Annotated in this window: 17 protein-coding genes; 11 read left to right on the top strand and 6 right to left on the bottom strand. The window is 66.2% G+C overall.

The window, feature by feature from the left end:
* Positions 1 to 8 precede the first annotated feature (8 nt).
* Positions 9 to 215 carry a hypothetical protein gene (locus tag AX709_RS05080; protein WP_425424059.1) on the bottom strand — a complete coding sequence of 69 codons (207 nt, stop codon included), beginning with the start codon at positions 213 to 215 and terminating at the stop codon, positions 9 to 11.
* 672 nt (positions 216 to 887) lie between these two features.
* Here AX709_RS05080 and AX709_RS05085 point away from each other — a divergent pair.
* The 6 genes from AX709_RS05085 to AX709_RS19100 all read left to right on the top strand — a co-directional run bounded on the left by AX709_RS05085 (position 888) and on the right by AX709_RS19100 (position 8,309).
* Positions 888 to 1,175, top strand: a complete 288-nt coding sequence (locus AX709_RS05085) for a hypothetical protein (RefSeq protein WP_030541282.1) — start codon at positions 888 to 890, stop codon at positions 1,173 to 1,175.
* Positions 1,165 to 3,471: a type IV secretion system DNA-binding domain-containing protein gene (locus AX709_RS05090; protein WP_066547531.1), complete on the top strand. Its 2,307-nt coding sequence runs from the start codon at positions 1,165 to 1,167 to the stop codon at positions 3,469 to 3,471. The genes AX709_RS05085 and AX709_RS05090 overlap by 11 nt, the downstream gene beginning before the upstream one ends.
* Positions 3,472 to 3,474: 3 nt before the next feature.
* Positions 3,475 to 6,525, top strand: coding sequence for a MobF family relaxase (gene mobF / locus AX709_RS05095; RefSeq protein ID WP_066547535.1), 3,051 nt, complete (start codon positions 3,475 to 3,477; stop codon positions 6,523 to 6,525).
* A 31-nt stretch (positions 6,526 to 6,556) separates the two neighbouring features.
* Positions 6,557 to 6,772 (top strand): hypothetical protein, encoded by a 216-nt coding sequence (locus tag AX709_RS05100; protein ID WP_226998467.1) that lies wholly within the window; start codon positions 6,557 to 6,559, stop codon positions 6,770 to 6,772.
* Between the two features lie 57 nt (positions 6,773 to 6,829).
* Entirely contained in the window at positions 6,830 to 7,387 is a 558-nt protein-coding gene (locus AX709_RS05105) for a DUF2726 domain-containing protein (protein WP_066547538.1), read from the top strand.
* A gap of 541 nt (positions 7,388 to 7,928) precedes the next feature.
* Positions 7,929 to 8,309 carry a hypothetical protein gene (locus AX709_RS19100; protein ID WP_231727426.1) on the top strand — a complete coding sequence of 127 codons (381 nt, stop codon included), beginning with the start codon at positions 7,929 to 7,931 and terminating at the stop codon, positions 8,307 to 8,309.
* A 19-nt stretch (positions 8,310 to 8,328) separates the two neighbouring features.
* On the opposite strand, the gene AX709_RS05115 is transcribed toward AX709_RS19100, so the two are convergent.
* The 3 genes from AX709_RS05115 to AX709_RS05125 all read right to left on the bottom strand — a co-directional run bounded on the left by AX709_RS05115 (position 8,329) and on the right by AX709_RS05125 (position 9,712).
* Positions 8,329 to 8,622, bottom strand: coding sequence for a hypothetical protein (locus tag AX709_RS05115; RefSeq protein ID WP_231727427.1), 294 nt, complete (start codon positions 8,620 to 8,622; stop codon positions 8,329 to 8,331).
* Between the two features lie 74 nt (positions 8,623 to 8,696).
* Complete coding sequence (locus AX709_RS05120; protein WP_066547556.1) at positions 8,697 to 8,930, bottom strand: hypothetical protein; 234 nt, start codon at positions 8,928 to 8,930, stop codon at positions 8,697 to 8,699.
* Positions 8,931 to 9,133: 203 nt separating this feature from the next.
* Complete coding sequence (locus tag AX709_RS05125) at positions 9,134 to 9,712, bottom strand: SOS response-associated peptidase family protein (protein ID WP_231727428.1); 579 nt, start codon at positions 9,710 to 9,712, stop codon at positions 9,134 to 9,136.
* A 70-nt stretch (positions 9,713 to 9,782) separates the two neighbouring features.
* On the opposite strand from AX709_RS05125, the gene AX709_RS05130 reads away from it, so the two are divergent.
* The 5 genes from AX709_RS05130 (at position 9,783) to AX709_RS05150 (ending at position 16,606) form a co-directional block, all read left to right on the top strand.
* Positions 9,783 to 10,316, top strand: coding sequence for an SOS response-associated peptidase family protein (locus AX709_RS05130; RefSeq protein WP_443026197.1), 534 nt, complete (start codon positions 9,783 to 9,785; stop codon positions 10,314 to 10,316).
* A gap of 2 nt (positions 10,317 to 10,318) precedes the next feature.
* Positions 10,319 to 10,744, top strand: coding sequence for a DUF1810 domain-containing protein (locus tag AX709_RS05135; protein WP_066547546.1), 426 nt, complete (start codon positions 10,319 to 10,321; stop codon positions 10,742 to 10,744).
* 66 nt (positions 10,745 to 10,810) lie between these two features.
* A complete protein-coding gene (locus tag AX709_RS05140) occupies positions 10,811 to 11,587 on the top strand; it encodes an ImuA family protein (protein WP_156454162.1) in 777 nt (258 codons plus the stop codon).
* Complete coding sequence (locus tag AX709_RS05145; RefSeq protein WP_082731634.1) at positions 11,505 to 13,346, top strand: DUF6504 family protein; 1,842 nt, start codon at positions 11,505 to 11,507, stop codon at positions 13,344 to 13,346. Before AX709_RS05140 ends, AX709_RS05145 begins: the two co-directional genes overlap by 83 nt.
* Positions 13,346 to 16,606 carry an error-prone DNA polymerase gene (locus AX709_RS05150; RefSeq protein WP_066547548.1) on the top strand — a complete coding sequence of 1,087 codons (3,261 nt, stop codon included), beginning with the start codon at positions 13,346 to 13,348 and terminating at the stop codon, positions 16,604 to 16,606. Before AX709_RS05145 ends, AX709_RS05150 begins: the two co-directional genes overlap by 1 nt.
* Positions 16,607 to 16,636: 30 nt before the next feature.
* Here the strand turns inward: AX709_RS05150 and AX709_RS18540 are convergent, their stop codons facing one another.
* Both AX709_RS18540 and AX709_RS05160 read right to left on the bottom strand, forming a co-directional pair.
* A complete protein-coding gene (locus AX709_RS18540) occupies positions 16,637 to 16,816 on the bottom strand; it encodes a hypothetical protein (RefSeq protein ID WP_156454163.1) in 180 nt (59 codons plus the stop codon).
* A 352-nt stretch (positions 16,817 to 17,168) separates the two neighbouring features.
* Positions 17,169 to 18,223 (bottom strand): hypothetical protein (locus AX709_RS05160; RefSeq protein ID WP_066547553.1); only part of this gene is annotated, 1,055 nt, incomplete at its 5' end.

Here is an 18,223-nt window from a genome sequence, read left to right on the forward strand (position 1 = left end):
GGTCCGGCTCAGGCCGCGAGCCGCCGCTCCACTTCCTCGATTCCGAGCGCCTTGATACGTTTGGTCAGCGCTTCCAGGCGAGAGGCGGGGAGCCTGAGCAACCCTGCCTTCTCGATCGTCCTGATCGCCTCCTCGCGCTCGCGTTTCGCGAGCTGCTCGCGGCGCTCCGCCAACCGGCGCTCCTCTTCCTCGAGCGCCTGTCGTTCCTGTTCCAAAGTCCGTGCCATAAGGGCCTCGCTGTTCAAAGCTGATCGGGCCGTGAACGCGGCCTATTGTTGAAGCGCGTTGATCACGCATTCAAGGGGCTTGGCATGTTTCGGGCGGCTCGGCGGCACCTTCCGGCGCCGCCGCACGGGCTCTACTCGCGTGTCGAAGACACGCTCACGAAGCCCGCACGCGTCGTCTTCGCCCATTCGGGTGACGATCCCTGCCGATCGGGTTCGGCCTTCATATCCGAGCCGCGGACGTTCCGGACAGCTGGCGACGCAGGCCGCAGCTTCCCACTTTCGCGCCAGCCGTTCGCGGCGGCGCCGGTTCCGCGCGACGCGCGGCTCCATTCCCGGCCGGAGCCGGGACCCACCCCTGAACGACGATCACCAGGACCGCTTGGGGACCTGGAGCAATCCTGATAGATTCTAGCACACCCTACGCACCTAGCGGTGCAAGTTTCCGGGGTATGTCAATGGCTTACGAGCAATCTGGTGAGTGCCACGCCGTGGGACAGTTCGGCGCTTAGGTCCGATCCCAGCTATTCCAATGGCTTAGGCGTCCCACGCGGTCACACGCAGTCCGTGCGACGGCAATACCCTTTGCGCTGAGTGCGGCGATCGACTATAAGGCTCGTCGCCTCTTTCAATCCCCACCAGCCTCTCTGCTAGGAGGCTGGTTTGTCCACTACCAGGCATTGCACGGTTCGGCTGAACCGCCAGCAGCACGATCGCATCCTCGCGCTCGCTACCGAGCAGAATTGCAATCCGTCGGAGGTGATCCGGGCGGCCGTTGATGCCTATCTCGGCACCGCCACGCTCCTCACGTCAAGCCATCGCCGGCTCGCGCGCATCAGCGAGTTCATGCAGCTTGCGCTCGACGTCATCATCAGCGAGCAATATCCCGAGTTCCGCGACCGGATCATCGCCAACGCCGACAAGCGCCTGGAGCAATACCATGGCGCGTAACGACATCCGCACCGACGGCCGGCCGATCCCGCTGACCCACCATTCCGCACGCGGAAAAGTCCAACGCAACTCGGGCAATTTCACCCGCGGCAGCCAGCTCCTGACCCACGAGCTGCTGATGTGGTTCGCCGGCGCAAAACTTCCCTTCGTCGTCTGGTTCTTCGTGTTCCTCGCGGCCTGGTTCGTGATCATGTCGCTCAAACTGGACGAGCACGGCTTCCAACTCGTCTGCATGAAGATCTACGCCATGCTCTGGGAATGGGTCGGCTTCGACCCGACGAAGCGCGTCAACGTCAGGCTTCCGAGCGGCGAACTCCACCGCACGATCATGGCCGTGGTCCCGTTGATGCCCGAGGTCCAGCGGGCCTGGAGCATCGCCATGCGCGGCCTTCTCGGCGCACTGCTTTTCTCGGTGTTCCTCACCGTTCCCCTGTCGATCTGGTTCGTCGATCTCTCGCGTCGCCGTGGCAAGACGATCCTGCAGGAGCGGCACGAGCGCGGCGCTATGCTGGTCGATCGCGAGGTCCTCGTTGCCGAGGTCTCGCAGCATAACGCGGCCGCCTTCGAGATGGACGTGCGCAAATGCTTCCCGGGCCAGTCGCCCAAGCAGGTGCTCGCGCTTCCCTTCACGGCGCGCAAGCGCGCCGGAATCCACCATCCCTACACGCTCGCCGGCATCCCCTTTCCGCACCGGATGGAGCAGTCGCACACCATGCTGATCGGTACGACCGGCTCGGGCAAGACCACCGAGCTCCGGAGCCTCGTCCGGCAGATGCGCGAGCGTCAGGACAGCGCCGTGATCTTCGACCTGACCGGTGCCTATGTGGAGGCCTTCTACGACCCGGCACGTGACACGATCCTCAATCCGATGGACCGTCGCTGCCCTGCATGGTCGATCTTTTCGGACTGCCGCACGCACAGCGAGTTCACCGCCGCCGCCGCCGCTCTCATCCCCGCCGATGGCGGCTCGTCCGAGCCTTTCTGGGCGCTCGCAGCGCGGACCCTGTTCATCGAGATGTGCATCCGCTTGGTCGAGCGGGGCCAGACGACCAACCTGGCGCTCTCCGAGAACCTGATGACCGCCGATCTGAAGCGGGTCCATCGCTTCCTCCAGAACACGATCGCCGACCCGCTGACCGCGCCCGAAGCGGCGCGCATGGCGGAGTCGATCCGCGCCGTCTTCAACACCAATGCGCAGGTCCTGCGCTTCCTTCCCGACACGGGCGAGCCGTTCTCGATCCGGGACTGGATCACCGGCGAGAAGCAGCCCGGGTCGATCCTCTTCATCACCTCCAACTACGTCGATCTGCCGATGAACCGGGCGCTGCTGACGCTTTGGATGGACCTCGCGATCAACCGCCTCATGACAATGCCGCGCACGCGCGAGTTGCGGACCTGGTTCATGTTCGACGAGCTCGGCGCGCTGCACAAGCTGCCGGCAATCGAGAACGGCCTTCAGACCGCGCGCGCGTTCGGCGGCGCCATGATCCTCGGCATTCACAGCTTCGAGAAACTGATTGAGGTTTATGGCGAGCAAGGCGCCCGCAACCTCGCCTCGCTGGCACGTTCCAAGCTGATCCTTGCGACGGCCGATCTCGACACCGCCGAGCAGTGCGCGCGCTACATCGGCAATCGCGAAGTGCGGCAGATGGATGAAGCCTATAGCTATGGCTACAACAACACCCGCGACGCCTCGACACTGACTCCTAGGAAACAGGTCGAGCCGCTCGTGATCGCGGACGACATCACGAACCTGCCGTCGATGCACGGCTTTGTGAAGTTCCCCGACGGCTTCCCCGCCGCGCGCATCCAACTCCTCTGGAAGGACTATCCGCAGGTCGCCGAGGGCTTCCTGCCGCGACCCGACCTTCAGCCGGTCCGGTCAAGGCGCGGAGAGGAGGTGTTCGACGATGGCGGGGAGGGCGACGCGGGCGGGCGGGATGGCGCCGGCCAGGTCGTGGAAGGGGCCGTCGAGCCGGTCAACATCGCCAAGGAAATGGCCGCGCGGATCCTTTCCGCGGAGGCAACGGAGGAGCACAACCAAGCGAGCCGCCCGCCAGCCGAGCGCACCGAGGATCGCGGCGAGGAGCAAGCTCCGCGCGCGCACGCCGCCGATCGGGCGCAGGCGGTCCGCAATGCGCCCGATCAGGCGCAGGCGCCAACGGAAGGCCGTGACGATCGCCGCGAGAGTCGCGCTGGCCGAACGGCGCCCACGCCCGAGGATCAGACGCTCGCCGAATTGCGGCAGGACTTCTCCGCGAGCCGCGATCATGACGGCGCAGACATGGGAATCTGACCCATGCTCTCGGTCGCATCGGTCCGTTCCGCGTCCGGCGCCGCCGGCTACTTCGCGAAGGACGACTATTACACGGTCGAAGGCTCGTCGGAGATCAGCGCCTGGGGCGGGGAAGGTTCCGCCGCGCTCGGCCTTTCGGGCGAGGTGTCGAAGGAGGCATTCGAGGGCGTTCTCAACGGCATCTTGCCGGGCGGCGAGGCCGTCGCCCAGGTCGAGAACCGGCGGGCCGGAGTCGATCTCACCTTTTCGGCCCCGAAATCCGTTTCGGTGCTCGCCTATGTCGCCGGCGACAAGCGCATCCTCGGTCCCGACGGCGCCAACATGAAAGCCGTGACCCGCGCAATGGCCTGGGTAGAGAGCAACCTCGCCGAGGGGCGCAAGGACATCGAAGGCCGCAAGGTTCCGATGCGGAGCGGAAACCTCGTCTACGCGCTCTTCCAACACGACACGAGCCGCGCCCTCGACCCGCAGGCCCATGTCCACGCCGTCATCGCCAACCTGACCAAAATGAACGACGGCAAGTGGCAGGCGCTCCACGCAGACAAGATCTGGTCGAACAACTCCGTGATCGGCTCGATCTACCATGCCTTCCTGCGCGAGGAGCTCGAGAAGCTCGGCTACCAGGTGGAGCTCAAGGGCAAGCACGGCACGTTCGAGATCGCCGGCGTGCCCAAGCCGGTGCTCGACGCGTTCAGCCAGCGCCGCGAGGCGATACTCGAAAAGGCGGCCGAGCTCGGCATTGTATCGGCCAAGGGGCGGGACGGCGTCACCACCAACACGCGCGATCCCAAGCTCAACGTCGAGGATCGCGAGGCGCTGCGGCAGGCATGGATCGACAAGGCGGCAGCGCTCGGTTTCGACGGCAAGTCGCTCCTCGACGCAGCCCTCGCCCGGGCGGCGCAACGCGATCCCGGCAGCGCGCTCGAGCGCGGCTACCGCGCCGTATCGGAAGCGGTGTCGACGGCATGGGACAAGCTCGGGTCGGCCCTGCGCGCGCACGATCCTCTCGTCGATCGCGGCCTTGCGCGAGTGACCACCTCGCCGGCCGAAGCACGCGCGCAACTGGCGGTCGCCTCCGCCGTCCGGATGCTGTCCGAACGCGAAGCCGCCTTCAGTGTCCACCAGCTCGGCAAGACCGCGCTCGACCTCGGGCTGAAGGGAGTGACAGTCGACCATGTCGAGCGGCGGATCGAGCAGCTTGTCGGGCGTGGCCAGCTCATCGCGGGCGATGCGCGGATCGGCGACACGCACCCGCGGATGGTCACGACCCGGGAAGCCCTTCTGACCGAGGAACGGATCCTCGGGGCAGTCGAGGAGGGCAGGGGGCTCGCCTCGCCCATCCTCGCCGCGCAGGACGCTCCAGGGCGGCTCCAGGCGGTCGCAGACAGGGAGCTCAACGCCGGCCAGCTCGGCGCGGCCGCGCTGATCCTTTCCTCTGAGGACAGGACCGTCGCGATCCAGGGCATCGCCGGCGCCGGCAAGTCGACCATGCTGCAGGCGGTTGCGCGTGTCGCGGAAGCCGAGGGCCGCGCCGTCGTGGGCCTGGCCTTCCAGAACAAGATGGTCGCCGATCTCGCGGAAGGGGCAGGGATCAGATCCCAGACGATCGCCTCGTTCATCCTCGCCAACGAGCGCCACGTTCAGGCCGGGGGGCCCGCATACGACGAAGCCCGCGCCGCGCTCGCCGGCTCGATGCTCATCGTCGACGAAACCTCGATGGTCTCGTCCGACGACATGCTCAAGCTCCACCAGATCGCCGCCGCGCTCGGCGTCGACAAGCTCGTCCTCGTGGGCGACCGCCAGCAGCTCTCTTCAATCGACGCCGGCAAGTCGTTCGCGCTCATCCAGGCGGGTGGAGGCACGATGGCGCGAATGGACGAGAATATCCGGCAGCGCACGGATCAGCTCCGCACCGTCGCGGCGCTCGCCAACCTCGGCGAAGCGTCCAAAGCGATGAAGGCGCTGGGCGAAAGCGTCGTCGAGCATCAGAGTCCGGCGCTCCATGCGGCCGAGATGTGGCTCGGCCTTTCCGCCGCCGATCGCGAGGCGACGGCCGTGTTCGCGTCGGGGCGCGCGGCGCGAGCGGTCATCAACCAGCGGATCCAGGCCGGCCTCGCCACCGAAGGCAGCGTGCGAGGGGAGGGCATCCACCTCACGGTGTACGAGCGCGTCAACACCACGCGCGAGGAGCTGCGCTATGCGGCCACCTATCAGGCCGGGCAGACGCTCGAGGTCGGCCGCGGCGGCGGCCAGGACGTCGGCCTGGCCGCTGGCCGCTATGACGTCGCCAAGGTCCACCCGAACGGCAAGGTCGACCTGAAGCTCGGCAACCGGTCCATACGCTTTGATCCGCAGAAGCTGTCGCCGACCGAAAAGCGCGACCGGCTGCAGCTCAGCGAGAAAAAGGATCTCCACCTGCGTGAGGGCGACCGCATCCGCTGGACCGCCAACGACAAGGAACGCGGGCTCCACAACTCGGCGCTGGCGCGGGTGCTCGCGGTCGACGCCGAGGGCGTGACCGTCGAGACCGCCGGCAAGGAGAGGCTGACGCTCGATCTCGGCGACCCGATGCTGTCGCGGCTCGACCTTGCCTACTCGCTCAACATGCACATGGCGCAGGGCATCACGACCGACAAGGCAATCACCGTCATGTCGAGCCAGGAGCGCCATCTCTCCAGCCAGCGCCTGTTCAATGTCGGAGTCACGCGCGTGCGCGATGAGCTCACGATGGTGGTCGACGACAAGGAGAAGCTCGAGCGCCAGCTCGACAACAATCCGGGCAACAAGACGTCGGCACTCGAAACCGTCGGTCGCCTCGACGTTGATCACGAACGCACACGCGGCAAGAGCAGCGGACCCCGCGAGAAGCTTCATGTCGGCCCGGTCGACCTGGCGGACCTGCCGCCGTTGCCGGGTGAGCTGCCGTCCCCGGCCCACACGCAAGGCGCCGCCGCCGCTGCTGCCGGCGCTTCCAAGTCACCGCCCGACCTCAAGCCGGACCGTGGCGACGCTCTGCCGCCGCTGCCGGAACGGAGCCTGGGGCTCGACCTGTGAAGACCGGCCGGCCGGACGCCGGAGCTTGATGATGGAGACGACGATGAGTGGATGGGATTTTGACGAGGTGGGCAAGTTCGGCAGCGCCAAGGCCGCCGAGGATTTTGCCAAGCGCAACGATGTCGATCCGCGGGACATCCGGACGCGCGACACCCGGGACGGTGTCGAACTGGAGATCCGGCGCTCGAGCCTCGATCGGCGCGGGCTCAAGGACAGCGGCGAGGGCCGCCGCGACGGCTGGAGCTGACTTTCAAAGCGGGCGCGGCTGCGCCTGGACATCGCCCACAATGAGGGAGCCTGACATATGCCCAGCCTCATCGGATCGTCCCTCGCGATGATCATATTCCTCGGCTGCGCGTTCGCGCTGCTGATATTGCTCAACAGCAGCTCGTCGCGTCCCGATGGTCAGCCCGAGCCGGTCCCAGCGCAAGCAGAACCGGTCGCGCGGCAGTTCCTAACCGAAAGGGAGGAGGCCATGCTGGCCGCGATCGAGCAGATACTGCCCGGCCATCGCATCCACGCCCAAGTATCCATGGGAGCGCTCCTGCGGGCACCCCGCCGCGATGGACGCAAGGCCAGCGCGGCGGATCGCAACAGCTTCTCGCAAAAGATTGTCGATTTCGTCGTGCAGGATCGCTTGAGCGGATCCGTCGTCGCCCTGGTCGAGGTCGACGATTCCTCTCACGTCGCGCGTCGCGACCGGGAACGCGATGCGATGACGCAGCGCGCGGGCTACACGACGATCCGCATTCCGGCCCGGGCCAAGCCGGCCCTTCCAGATGTCCGGCTCGCGCTCGCGCCCCTCCTTCAGTCGAGAACGAGCATCTCGGCGGCTGAAGACCGGCAGGCGGGCGATGCTTGATCAGCGGCCGGCGCCGGCGAAGCTCCCCGCTCGGCGCACCAGTTTTCGCGAGCCTACCGCGACCCCTGAGCTTCCGCGCCCACGGCCACGCGCTATGCCATCGGAGCGACACTTGAAGGCGATGGGTGGGCCCGGCCCCGCGATCCTGTTGCTTCGGCACCCTTGCATCCACTGGAGCCGGACGGCAGCCTTTTGCATGCGCCCCGCGCCTCTGCCGATATCGAAGCGCGCCGGCTGCGGCCGTGTCCCCCGAACCTCACCACGGGAGGGTTGCCGTGGGCCTCGATGACAGGGACTATATGCGCGAACGGCGGCGCAGGGAGGGACGCTTCGGAGGCGCCCCGTGGTTCGATGGTACCAACCGGGGTTTCGACTATCAGAAGGGCCGCAAGGTGCGGTTCGGTCCCCACCCCATGCAGAAGTGGATCATTCTGCTGTCCGCCGCCTCCTTCCTTTAACCGATGTACCGGGAAGCGAGGCGCAGTGGCTGGCTCCCCGATCGGGAAGCAGCCTTGCCTTTTCCGCCCTCTGGAGCGTCACGGTGAACGCGGCCATAGAGCCGCACGATGCTACATCGCGCATGCGGGTGGTGACGGCATCGGCCAATGCTGTCGTCCAACTGTTCGACCCCGGATCCGACCACCACGTCATCTCAGTCTACGTTCATGGCGACGATGACGTCACTGTCCCGGTTCCGCCTGGCACCTATCGGATGCGTGTCATCGAGGGCGACAAATGGCATGGACCCGTGAAGTTCTTCGGACCATCGACGACTTATGAAAGCGTCGTGAAGCTCATGACATTCACGCGACGGCATTTCGGGGGGATAGACCTGCATCGACGCCCCGATGGAACGTTGAAGACCCGGGTCAAGATCGGCGACCCGCCGCCTTTGCTTGCCGCCGAGGGGAAGGGGAGGTGACCCGCCGAGCCGGCGCGGTTCAGCGCTCCCCACCGATGGCGGCATCGAGCGCCGCTTCAAGTCGATCGATCACTGCGGCCCGGCTCGCCACTTTGGGGAGTTCGCGGCGCGCAAAATCCTGGAGCCGCCGCACATCCCGCACTGGCAGGCGCAACGTCAGGATCGTCCGGTCCAGCGCGGACGGATCGATCGCATCCGCCTCTTTGCCGGCTACGAGAAAGTGCTCGAGCAGACGCTTGCGGGCGGCGAAGCTCCAGCCCAGCGCGGCAAGCTCATCCGGCGTGAGTGCGAGGAGCGCGAGCGCGACATCCATGATATCTTCGAAGGGCAGCAGGACGCGTACGACCCGTCCGCCCCGCTCGCGCCAGCGCCTAAGCGGACCGCGCTTCACTGCAAGGTCGGCCTTGCATCCTCACCGTCCAACGATTGTAGGGCGGCCAGTATCTCGTCGACGGACACGGGCTGCCGGGCCCCTGGCGGCCGGCGGAGCGCCGGCTGGCCCTCGACCGCGACGCGATCGGATGCCCAGGACGCGAGGATGGCGCGCTTCACCTCCGGTTCGAGCGTCGGGTGCCCCGCAACCTCGAACGGATGGAGATATCGGGAAACAGGCTGCGACATGAATACCTCCTTTCGCTTCGTCGCGGCTAGCTTCAGGCTCAGCTTATCGCCGAGATTTGGAAGCGATTTGAACCAGATCAAGAGGCGAGGGCAGGGGGAAGACACGGCTGCGATCCTCTCGGCGCAGGCGCGTGCAACGCCGCTGCCTTAGACGCTGAACCGATGCCTCGGGATGCGAGCCGCGCGCAGCCGATCAACCACGCTTACAGCGCCAGCATCTCCTGGACCGGTCCCGCTCCGATCTCTTCGATGAGGAACGTTCGCGCCGCAGGCGTCTCAAGCAGATCGATCTCCGGTATGCTATGGTCGAGCCACTGCATCACCTGGCGGCGATGGATGATCGCGCCGTGCCGTTCCTGGTAGCGCGCTACCTCAGGGTTCGCGGCGACGGTCACGACACGATAGCAGAGCGGCCAATCGCCCATCGGCGGCTCCCAAACCGCAGCGAGATAGAAGTGGTTGCCGCCGTCGAGCATGACGCGGTAGCGCTTCCGTCCGACGGTCATATGGAACTCGCTTGCCGGGATCAGACAGCGATGGGCCGGGAACGTCCGCCCTTCCGCCCGCACGAAGCGGTAGCTGTCGCCGTCGCTGAACCGCGGGTTTGATCCCCAGGTCGCCTCGACCATCTCGATTTCGCTGGCATCGTCCGGATTTCGCCGGATGATGGCGCGGCGAGCGCCCAGCGGCGCGTCCGGATCGAAAGGTGTTGGCGGCTCCATGCCAGAGAACACAATGGGAACGATAAAGCGCCGCAAGGAAGGCTGACGAACGGTGTGCAACGATTATCGCCTGGAGGTGGATATCGCCTCGATCGCCGAGGATTTCGACGATCTGAAGATCAAGATCAAAATGCCCGAAGGCACGCCGAACGTGCCGGCACGCGAGGATATCAAGATCAACGATACCGCGCCGATCGTGCGCAGCGTTGAAGGCGAGCGCGGCGCTGGCGAGCTGGTCAACCGCAAGTGGAGCTGGCCAGGCCAAGGCGGCAGGCCGGTTTATAATTTCCGCTCGGAGGGCCGCGAATTCACCAGCGGTCGCTGCCTCATATTGGCCGATGGCTTTTATGAATTCACCGATCCCCAGCCGGGCCAGAAGCGGAAAACCAAGTGGCTGTTCACGATGGACGACCATGACTGGTTCTGCATAGCCGGCATCTGGCGCTCGCACTCCCAGGCCGGCGAAGCCTTCACCATGCTGACGATGGAGCCGGGCGAGGACGTGAGGCCGTATCATCATCGCCAGATCATCCCGTTGAAGCGCGATCAATGGGCGGATTGGTTGGACCCGTCGGTGCCGGCATCGGATGTGCTGACCGCGCTTCCGAAAGGCACCCTGACGGTCACGCGAGTATTCCCGCCCAGCGAGCCGGCACTGCTCTGACGATGCCCGGCGCGACCTCCCTCGACCGTTTCGTCGAAGCACAGACACTGGCCTATGCCGGCGCGCTTGCGGAGATCCGTCGCGGCGCCAAGCGTTCGCATTGGATCTGGTACATCTTCCCGCAGCTCGCCGACCTCGGTCGAAGCTCAGCAGCAAAGCATTTCGGCATCCGCTCGGCCGATGAAGCGGCCGCATATCTCGATCATCCGGTGCTCGGAGCGCGCTATCTCGAGTGCGTGGCCGCGCTACAGGATTTGCCGACCAGCGACCCCGTAGGGGTGTTCGGCGAAGTCGACGCGATGAAGCTGCGCTCGTCGCTGACCTTGTTCGAGGCAGCCCGGCCGGCGGCATTGCTGGCGGCGGCACTCGACCGCTGGTTCGGCGGCAAGCGTGACGAGATGACGCTACGGCTGCTTGGCGGCGTCTGACTCTGCTTGACGAAGATCGGATAGAGGGGGAACATAGGGCGAACAAATGAGTCGTTAGCGTGCCCGATGTTTGCCCAACCGCCACCTCTCGATCGGCCGCGCGCCGATCAAATCGCTGCGCTTCGCGCACAGCTTGCGCACGCCCAGAGCCGGCACGGGCCGGCGCTGGCGTTCGGGCTGGCGGCGCTCGACGACCGATTAGCCGATCACGGCCTCGATGGTGCAGGCCTCCACGAGATCGCGCCGGCGCGGCCGTCGCTGAGTGACGACGCTGCCGCGACGCTGTTCGCAGCGGGTATCGCCGCCCGCTTCGCATCGCAACCCGGCTTCACCGTGCTGTGGGCGCTCTCGAAATTCGACTTGTACGCGCCCGGCCTCGAACAGGTCGGGCTCGGCCCCGATCGCATCCTCTATGCCCAAGGCCGCAAGGAGGCCGAGGTGCTGGCGATGGCAGAGGACGCTCTGCGCGATGGCTCGGTCGCCTGCGTGATCGCCGAAGTCAGGGCGGCGGATCAGACCGCCACACGCCGCCTCCAGCTTGCGGCATCGGACGGCAAGACGCCGATGCTGCTCTACCGCCGACACCGCACTCGCGACCGATGCCCGCTCGATCAGCCCTCGTCGGCGATGACGCGCTGGCGGATCGGCTGTGCGTCGTCGGCGCGGCTGCCCTATCCCGGGGTCGGCCGCGCCCGCTGGTTCGTCGAGCTGGTCCGCCAGCGGAACGGCAATCCTTTTTCCCTCGAACTCGACGCATGTGATGATCAGGGTCGCCTCGCTCTACCTGCCGCAACTGCCCATAGAGCGACTGCGACGGCTGGAGCGGCCAGCCAAGCCGCCTGAGGCGCTGCCGGCCCCATCAAAGCCCAAACCTCGAGCGCCGGTCGACGACGATCCCGGCGCCTGCTCGGTGCCGCGCGGCGGCGGCTGGCGGCCGGGCGCGCGATGGGCGCTCGCCGGTCACGGCGGCGCAACCTGGCCGCGCGTTGGCGCGCTGCCTGACAAGCCTAGCCAGGGCGAGAGCGGTGCACTCCCGGCGCACAAGCGGCCGACCATGCGCGAGATGGGACGACGCAGCGAGGCCGCCGACAATCCGTTCAAGGCAATGCCGCCCGACGAAGGCGTGCGCGGCGATGCGCCCGTCGCTGCCGCCCTCATCGGGACATGGGCGCGGCCGACCATCCTGGTCGAACGTGTCGGCCAGCGCGATGTCGTCACCGCCGCCTGTCCGCAAGCGCTGGACCTCGGCTTACGCCCCGGCATGGCAGCCGCGCACGCCCGCGCGCTCGTCGCCGAGCTCGATGTGCGCGACGCTGAGCCCAAGAACGATCGCGGCGTGCTCGACCGCCTCGCGCTGCATGCGGTCGGGCACTGGACACCGACCGCCAGTGTCGCCGGAGCCGATGGCCTGTGGCTCGACCTCACGGGCACGACCCACCTGTTCGGTGGTGAGCAGCGCTTCTGCCGACGGCTGCTCCGCTTCCTGCACCGGCTCGGATTTACAGCGACCATCGCAATCGCCGGCTCGCCCGGCGCGGCGCATGCGCTCGCACGCTACGGCGGCGAACGCGTCACCATCCTCCCGCCCGGCACCGAGACCCAGGCGATTGCCGACCTGCCGCTGGCGGCGCTGCGGCTTGAGCCCGACGCCCTGGCTTCTGCGGCACGCTTCGGCCTGGAGCGGGTGGCCGATCTCTATCCGATCGCGCGCGGACCACTTGCCCGGCGGCTGGGCATGAAGACCGTCACCCGACTCGACCAGGCGCGCGGGCTGGTGGCCGAGCCGATCGTGCCGGTGATGCCGTTTGAGGTGCCGCGCGTCGAGCGCCGCTTGCTCGAACCGATCGGCACGGCCGAAACGCTCACGCAGGTCATCGGTGACCTCGTCGACGATCTGGTCTGCGTGCTGCAGGCGCGGGGGCTCGGTCTGAGGGCTGCGGTTCTCACCTGCGTTCGCGTCGATGGAGTCGAACAGCGGATCGGGCTCGGCGCGGCCAAGGCGACGCGGGAGGCCAAGCATCTCAAGCGGATGCTCGCCATGCGGGTCGAGCGGATCGAACCCGATCTCGGTATCGAGGCGATGTCGCTCTCGGCACCGCGGGTCGAGGATTTGATGCCCGTGTCGCTTGGCGCTGGGCTTGCCGAGCCCCGCGTTCCCGATCTGGCGCCGCTGGTCGACCAGCTCACCGTCCGCGCTGGTGATGGAGCGCTGTTCCGCATCGGGGCGCAGGAAAGCGACGTACCCGAGCGCGCCACGCTGCGCGCCGCCGCGCTGGCGTGCCCGGCGGGCTGGCCAAAGTGGAAGCGGCCGGCGCGACTGCTGCGCCGCCCTGAGCTGCTGTCCAGCGTCGTGGCGCTGCTCCCTGATCATCCGCCGCGCCGGTTCGTCTGGCGCGGCCAGCCCTATCGCGTGGTCGCCGGCGATGGCCCCGAGCGCATCCACGGCGAATGGTGGCGAACCGAGCGCGAAATGTGGGCGGTCCGCGACTATTTCCGGGTCGAGGTTGAGGGCGGCGAACGCTTTTGGCTGTTCCGTCGCGGCGATGGCGTCGAAGGCAGCACCGGCGATCTGAGCTGGTACATGCACGGGCTGTTCGGCTGATGGCGACCTACGTCGAACTTCAGGTCACGAGCCATTTCTCGTTCCTGCGCGGCGCGTCTTCGCCGGAGGAGCTGTTCTCGGCCGCCGCGCTGCTAGGTCACAAGGCGCTGGGCCTGACCGATTGGGGCGGCGTGCCCGGCGTCGTGCGCGGCTGGCGCGGCCAGAAAACGACCGGCGTCCGGATGATTGCCGGAGCGCGGCTCGATCTGACCGATGGCCGCGCGTTGCTGGTCTATCCGACAGATCGGGCGGCGTGGCCGCGGCTCACGCGGCTGCTTTCGGTCGGCAAGGCGCGCGGCGGCAAGGGCTGCTGCATTCTCGACTGGAGCGATGTCGTCGCGCATGCCGAGGGACTGATCGCGGTCCTTGTGCCGGACGTGCCCGACGACACCACCGCCGGGCAACTCGCCGAGCTGCACGAGACGTTCGGGCCGCGTGGCTATTTAGCCCTGTCACTGCGTCGCCGCCCCGATGATGCCCAGCGCCTGTTCGAACTGGATAAGCTGGCCCGGCGCACCGGCACGCGCAGCGTCGCGACCGGCGACGTGCTGTACCACACACCGGCGGCGCGGCCGCTGCAGGACGTGATGACCGCGATCCGTGAGAAGACCACGATCGACGCGCTCGGCTTCCGCCGCGAGCGGTTCATGGATCGTGACCTAAAGTCGCCCCAGGAAATGGAACGGCGGTTTGCAGCATTTCCCGATGCCATTCGGGCAAGCGCCGACATCGCCGCGCAATGCACATTCGACCTCGGCGAAATCCAGTATCAATATCCTTATGAGCAAGCCATGGCCGGCCGTAGCGCTCAGGAGGCGCTGACCTTTCTCACCGAGGAGGCGGCCGCCCGCGCATTTCCCGAGGGCCTGCCGCAACGTTATCGCGATCAGATTACCCATGAGCTGCGATTGATCGATCAGCTCGGTTACGCGCCCTATTTCTTGACCGTCAACTCGATCGTTGCGGAAAGCCGCCGCCGCGGCATTCTGTGCCAGGGCCGCGGGTCGGCCGCCAATAGCTGTGTCTGCTACCTGCTCGGCATCACGTCGATCGATCCGATCAAGCATGAGCTGCTGTTCGAGCGTTTCGTGTCGGGCGAGCGCAAGGAACCACCCGATATAGACGTCGATTTCGAGCACGAGCGCCGCGAAGAGATCATCCAATGGATTTATGAGACCTACGGCCGCGACCGCTCGGCGCTGACTGCCGTCGTGACCCGCTTTCGAACGCGCGGCGCGGTGGCAGAAGTCGGCAAGGCACTGGGGCTCCCTCGCGATCTTACCAAGTTGCTGACCGGCCTCGTCTGGGGCTGGTCGGTCGACGGCATCACCGATGAGCAGATCGCCAGCCTCAACCTCAACGCCGAGGACCATCGGCTGAAGCTCACCCTGCTCCTCGCCCGCCAGCTCATCGGTACGCCGCGGCACCTGTCGCAGCATCCCGGCGGCTTCGTGCTCACGCAGGACCGGCTGGACGATCTCGTGCCGATTGAACCGGCCCGGATGGAGGACCGGCAGATCATCGAATGGGACAAGGACGACATCGACGAGCTGAAATTCATGAAAGTCGACGTGCTGGGTCTCGGCATGCTGGGTTGCATGAATCGCGCCTTCAATCTGCTGCGGGACTGCAAGGGCATCGAGATTGGTATGGCCGACCTGCAGGACGACGACCCCGACGTCTATGCGATGATTCAGAAGGCGGACACGCTCGGCGTCTTCCAGATCGAGAGCCGTGCGCAAATGTCGATGCTGCCGCGGATCAAGCCCAAGGAGTTTTACGATCTCGTGATCGAGGTCGCCATCGTCCGGCCTGGCCCGATCCAGGGCGACATGGTCCATCCCTATCTTCGCCGCCGCGAGGGCAAGGAAAAGCCTGAATATCCGAAGCCCGAGCTGCGCGCCGTGCTCGAGAAAACCCTGGGCGTGCCGTTGTTTCAGGAGCAGGCGATGAAGGTCGCCATCGTAGGAGCGGGCTTTACCCCGGCCGAAGCCGATCAACTACGCCGTGCGATGGCGACCTTCAAGCTGACCGGTGGCGTCAGCCACTTCTATGACAAGCTGGTCGGCGGAATGGTCGAGCGCGGCTATCCCAGGGACTTCGCCGAGCGGACATTCAAGCAGATCGAGGGGTTCGGCAGCTACGGTTTCCCCGAAAGCCACGCCGCCTCTTTCGCCAAGATCGTCTATGCGAGCTGCTGGATGAAGCACCATCATCCGGACGTCTTTTGCGCGGCGCTGCTCAACGCTCAGCCGATGGGGTTCTATGCGCCCGCGCAGATCGTCGCCGACGCGCGTAAGCATGGTGTCGAGGTCCGGCCGGTGTCCATCAACGCTAGTCATTGGGACTGCACGCTCGAGCACGGCAGCGGCGGCTACAGGGCGGTGCGGCTCGGGTTCCGGCAGGTGCGCGGGCTCGCCAATGTCCATGGCGCGGCGATTGTCGGCGCGCGCGGGCCGGCGCCATTCGAGAGCGTCGAGGAGGTGTGGCGCCGGGCCGGTGTGCCCCGCGCCGCGATCGAACGGCTCGCAGAGGCCGACGCGTTCCACTGCATCGCGCATGACCGGCGCCAGGGATTATGGAAGGTAAAGGGTCTCGGCGAGGCACCGCTACCGTTGTTCGCCGCGGCTGACGAGCGGGAAGCGAAATTCTCGCCGGAGGGCTTGGAGCCCGTGGTCGCTCTCCGACCGATGACCGACGGCCGCGAGGTGGTCGAGGACTATCGCTCGACCCAGCTTTCGTTGCGGGGGCATCCCGTCAGCTTCCTGCGCGACCAGCTCGATAGGATGAAGGTCGTGCGGTGCGCCGATCTCGCCGCTATCCGCGACGGGCGCAATGTCGAGGTCGCCGGCGTCATCCTCGTGCGCCAGCGCCCCGGCTCGGCCAAGGGCGTGCTGTTCGTGACGATCGAGGACGAGACCGGCATCGCCAACGGCATCCTGTGGCCTGACCGGTTCGAGATCTACCGGCGCCCGGTCATGTCCGCATCGATGATCGCGATGCGCGGTCGGCTGCAGAAGGAGGGCGAGGTCATCCACATCATCTGCGACCGCATCACGGACCACGACGAGTTGCTGAGGTCCGTTGGCCGCATGGACTTCCGTTTTCCGGCCGGCCATGGCGACGGAGCGAAGAGCGGTGGTGGCCCCGATCCGCGTGACCCGTACTTCGCGCGCGCCCGCACGCTCGCCTCGCCGCCGTTCGGAACTGCGATCAACGAAGCCGAGGTTCTGCGCATCCGCAGCCATGACTTCCACTAACAGGACCGCGCTCCGCCAGGGCCGCGGTGATCATGGGCTTTGATCATCGGCAGACCGGATGTGCGGTAGCGCCGCCTCAACCGCCGTCCTGGCGCCGCTGAGATAGCTCTTCCACATCGGCTTTCCCTCGAACGTGATATTCTCGGGATGCCCATCAAGACGGCAAAGGGCACGAGCCGCTGCTTCGATCGCGCGTTCAAGATCAGGCATTGAAACTCTCCCTCCGGGACGCGAGTCAGGTCACCGCAGCTTGTCGCGAAACCTCCATGCCATCCAGCTCAAGAGGCACAGATTGAAAAGCGCGAGCGCGAGGGAAGTGCGGCAAGTCATGGACGATCACCTTCGCTCCGACGAACCGCATGTTCAGCCTGGGCCGCCGTAGGATGTTCGCTTGGTGTCGAAAGTGCTTGAGTCGCTCTCGTGCGCGACAGCCGCTTTACGGTCTCGTCCTCCGTCGGTCCGTCGTCAGGCAGCACGGGTGGAGGTCGTTCCGGACGGAGGAACAGCCGCGCGGCGATTACGAGCACGCCGACAAACAGAAGGATAAGAACCCCGCCTGACATCATGCGGCAGCCCTCGCCGTGCGGGGGCTACCGCGCTGCCCATTTCGCACGCGCCTGACAGGGAGCTGCCTGCAGTTCTTCTTGAAATAGACGATCTCGAGCAGTGTCGGCCAAATTTCGAGTGCCGACTTGATCAGGCCTACCTCGTCATCCACCAGACGGCTGACATTCTGCTGAAAAAAGTCCGGCTCGAAGTCGTAGAAGGTGCGGGACAGATTGACGGCGAAATGGCCGAGGGCCTCGCGACGCTCCTCAGTACGCGCAATCTGTACGGCGGTAACCACGCGGGCGTGGATTGCGCGGGCGACATCGAGCATCTCCTCGGTGTCTTGGAGCGAGACCGCACCGTCATAGTCGAACGCGATACTGAGATCGTCAGTCTTGCGCAGGCTCTCGCGGAACTTGCGCTTGAGCAGATGGCAAATGGCCTCGTTGAACACCTCCGAAGGAAGAGGATTGCGCATGTAATTGTTCTTGATGTGGGTTTGGGCGGAATCGACATGTGCCGCGGCGATATTCGGCTGCTGGATCCAGAGGCGGTAGATATAGTCCTCGAACCGGAGGCGGGTCGGGAAGAACGGCGGCAGCCCTGTCCGGTTATCGTATCCAGCGACGCCGCAATCCATCCGCCAGTTCTTGTTCGTCACGCAGGGGCGGAAGTTTACCAGCACATAAGTCTCGTTGAGCGCTTCGGCGTTCAACTCGTCATGGTCGTCGAGGAACATGTCGACATAGTCGACGGCATCGATGTCGTTGGTGCCGGTGCGGAACGTCTGCGCCATCTTGACCACCGCCGATCGCGAAATGCGCCCGGCATCCATCGACAGCGAGTTCTCGCGCGCCAGGCCCAGCGAGTTGTTCGTCTCCAAGTCCATGGCGCTGTCGCGCACCAGTTCGCCGCGCGCGTAGTTCGCCGGTGCCTCGCCGACAGTGCGGCCGAGGATGTCGCGGAAGGATTCGATTATATCGTAGGACTTGCGCGTGTGCCCGTTGGCGCCTTGAACCGCCCCGGGATTGTCGGAGGCTCCAACTCCTGAGAAGGCGGAGCCTGTAT

The sequence above is a fragment of the Sphingomonas sp. CCH15-F11 genome, from assembly GCF_001557005.1.
Classification (GTDB): Bacteria; Pseudomonadota; Alphaproteobacteria; order Sphingomonadales; family Sphingomonadaceae; genus Sphingomonas.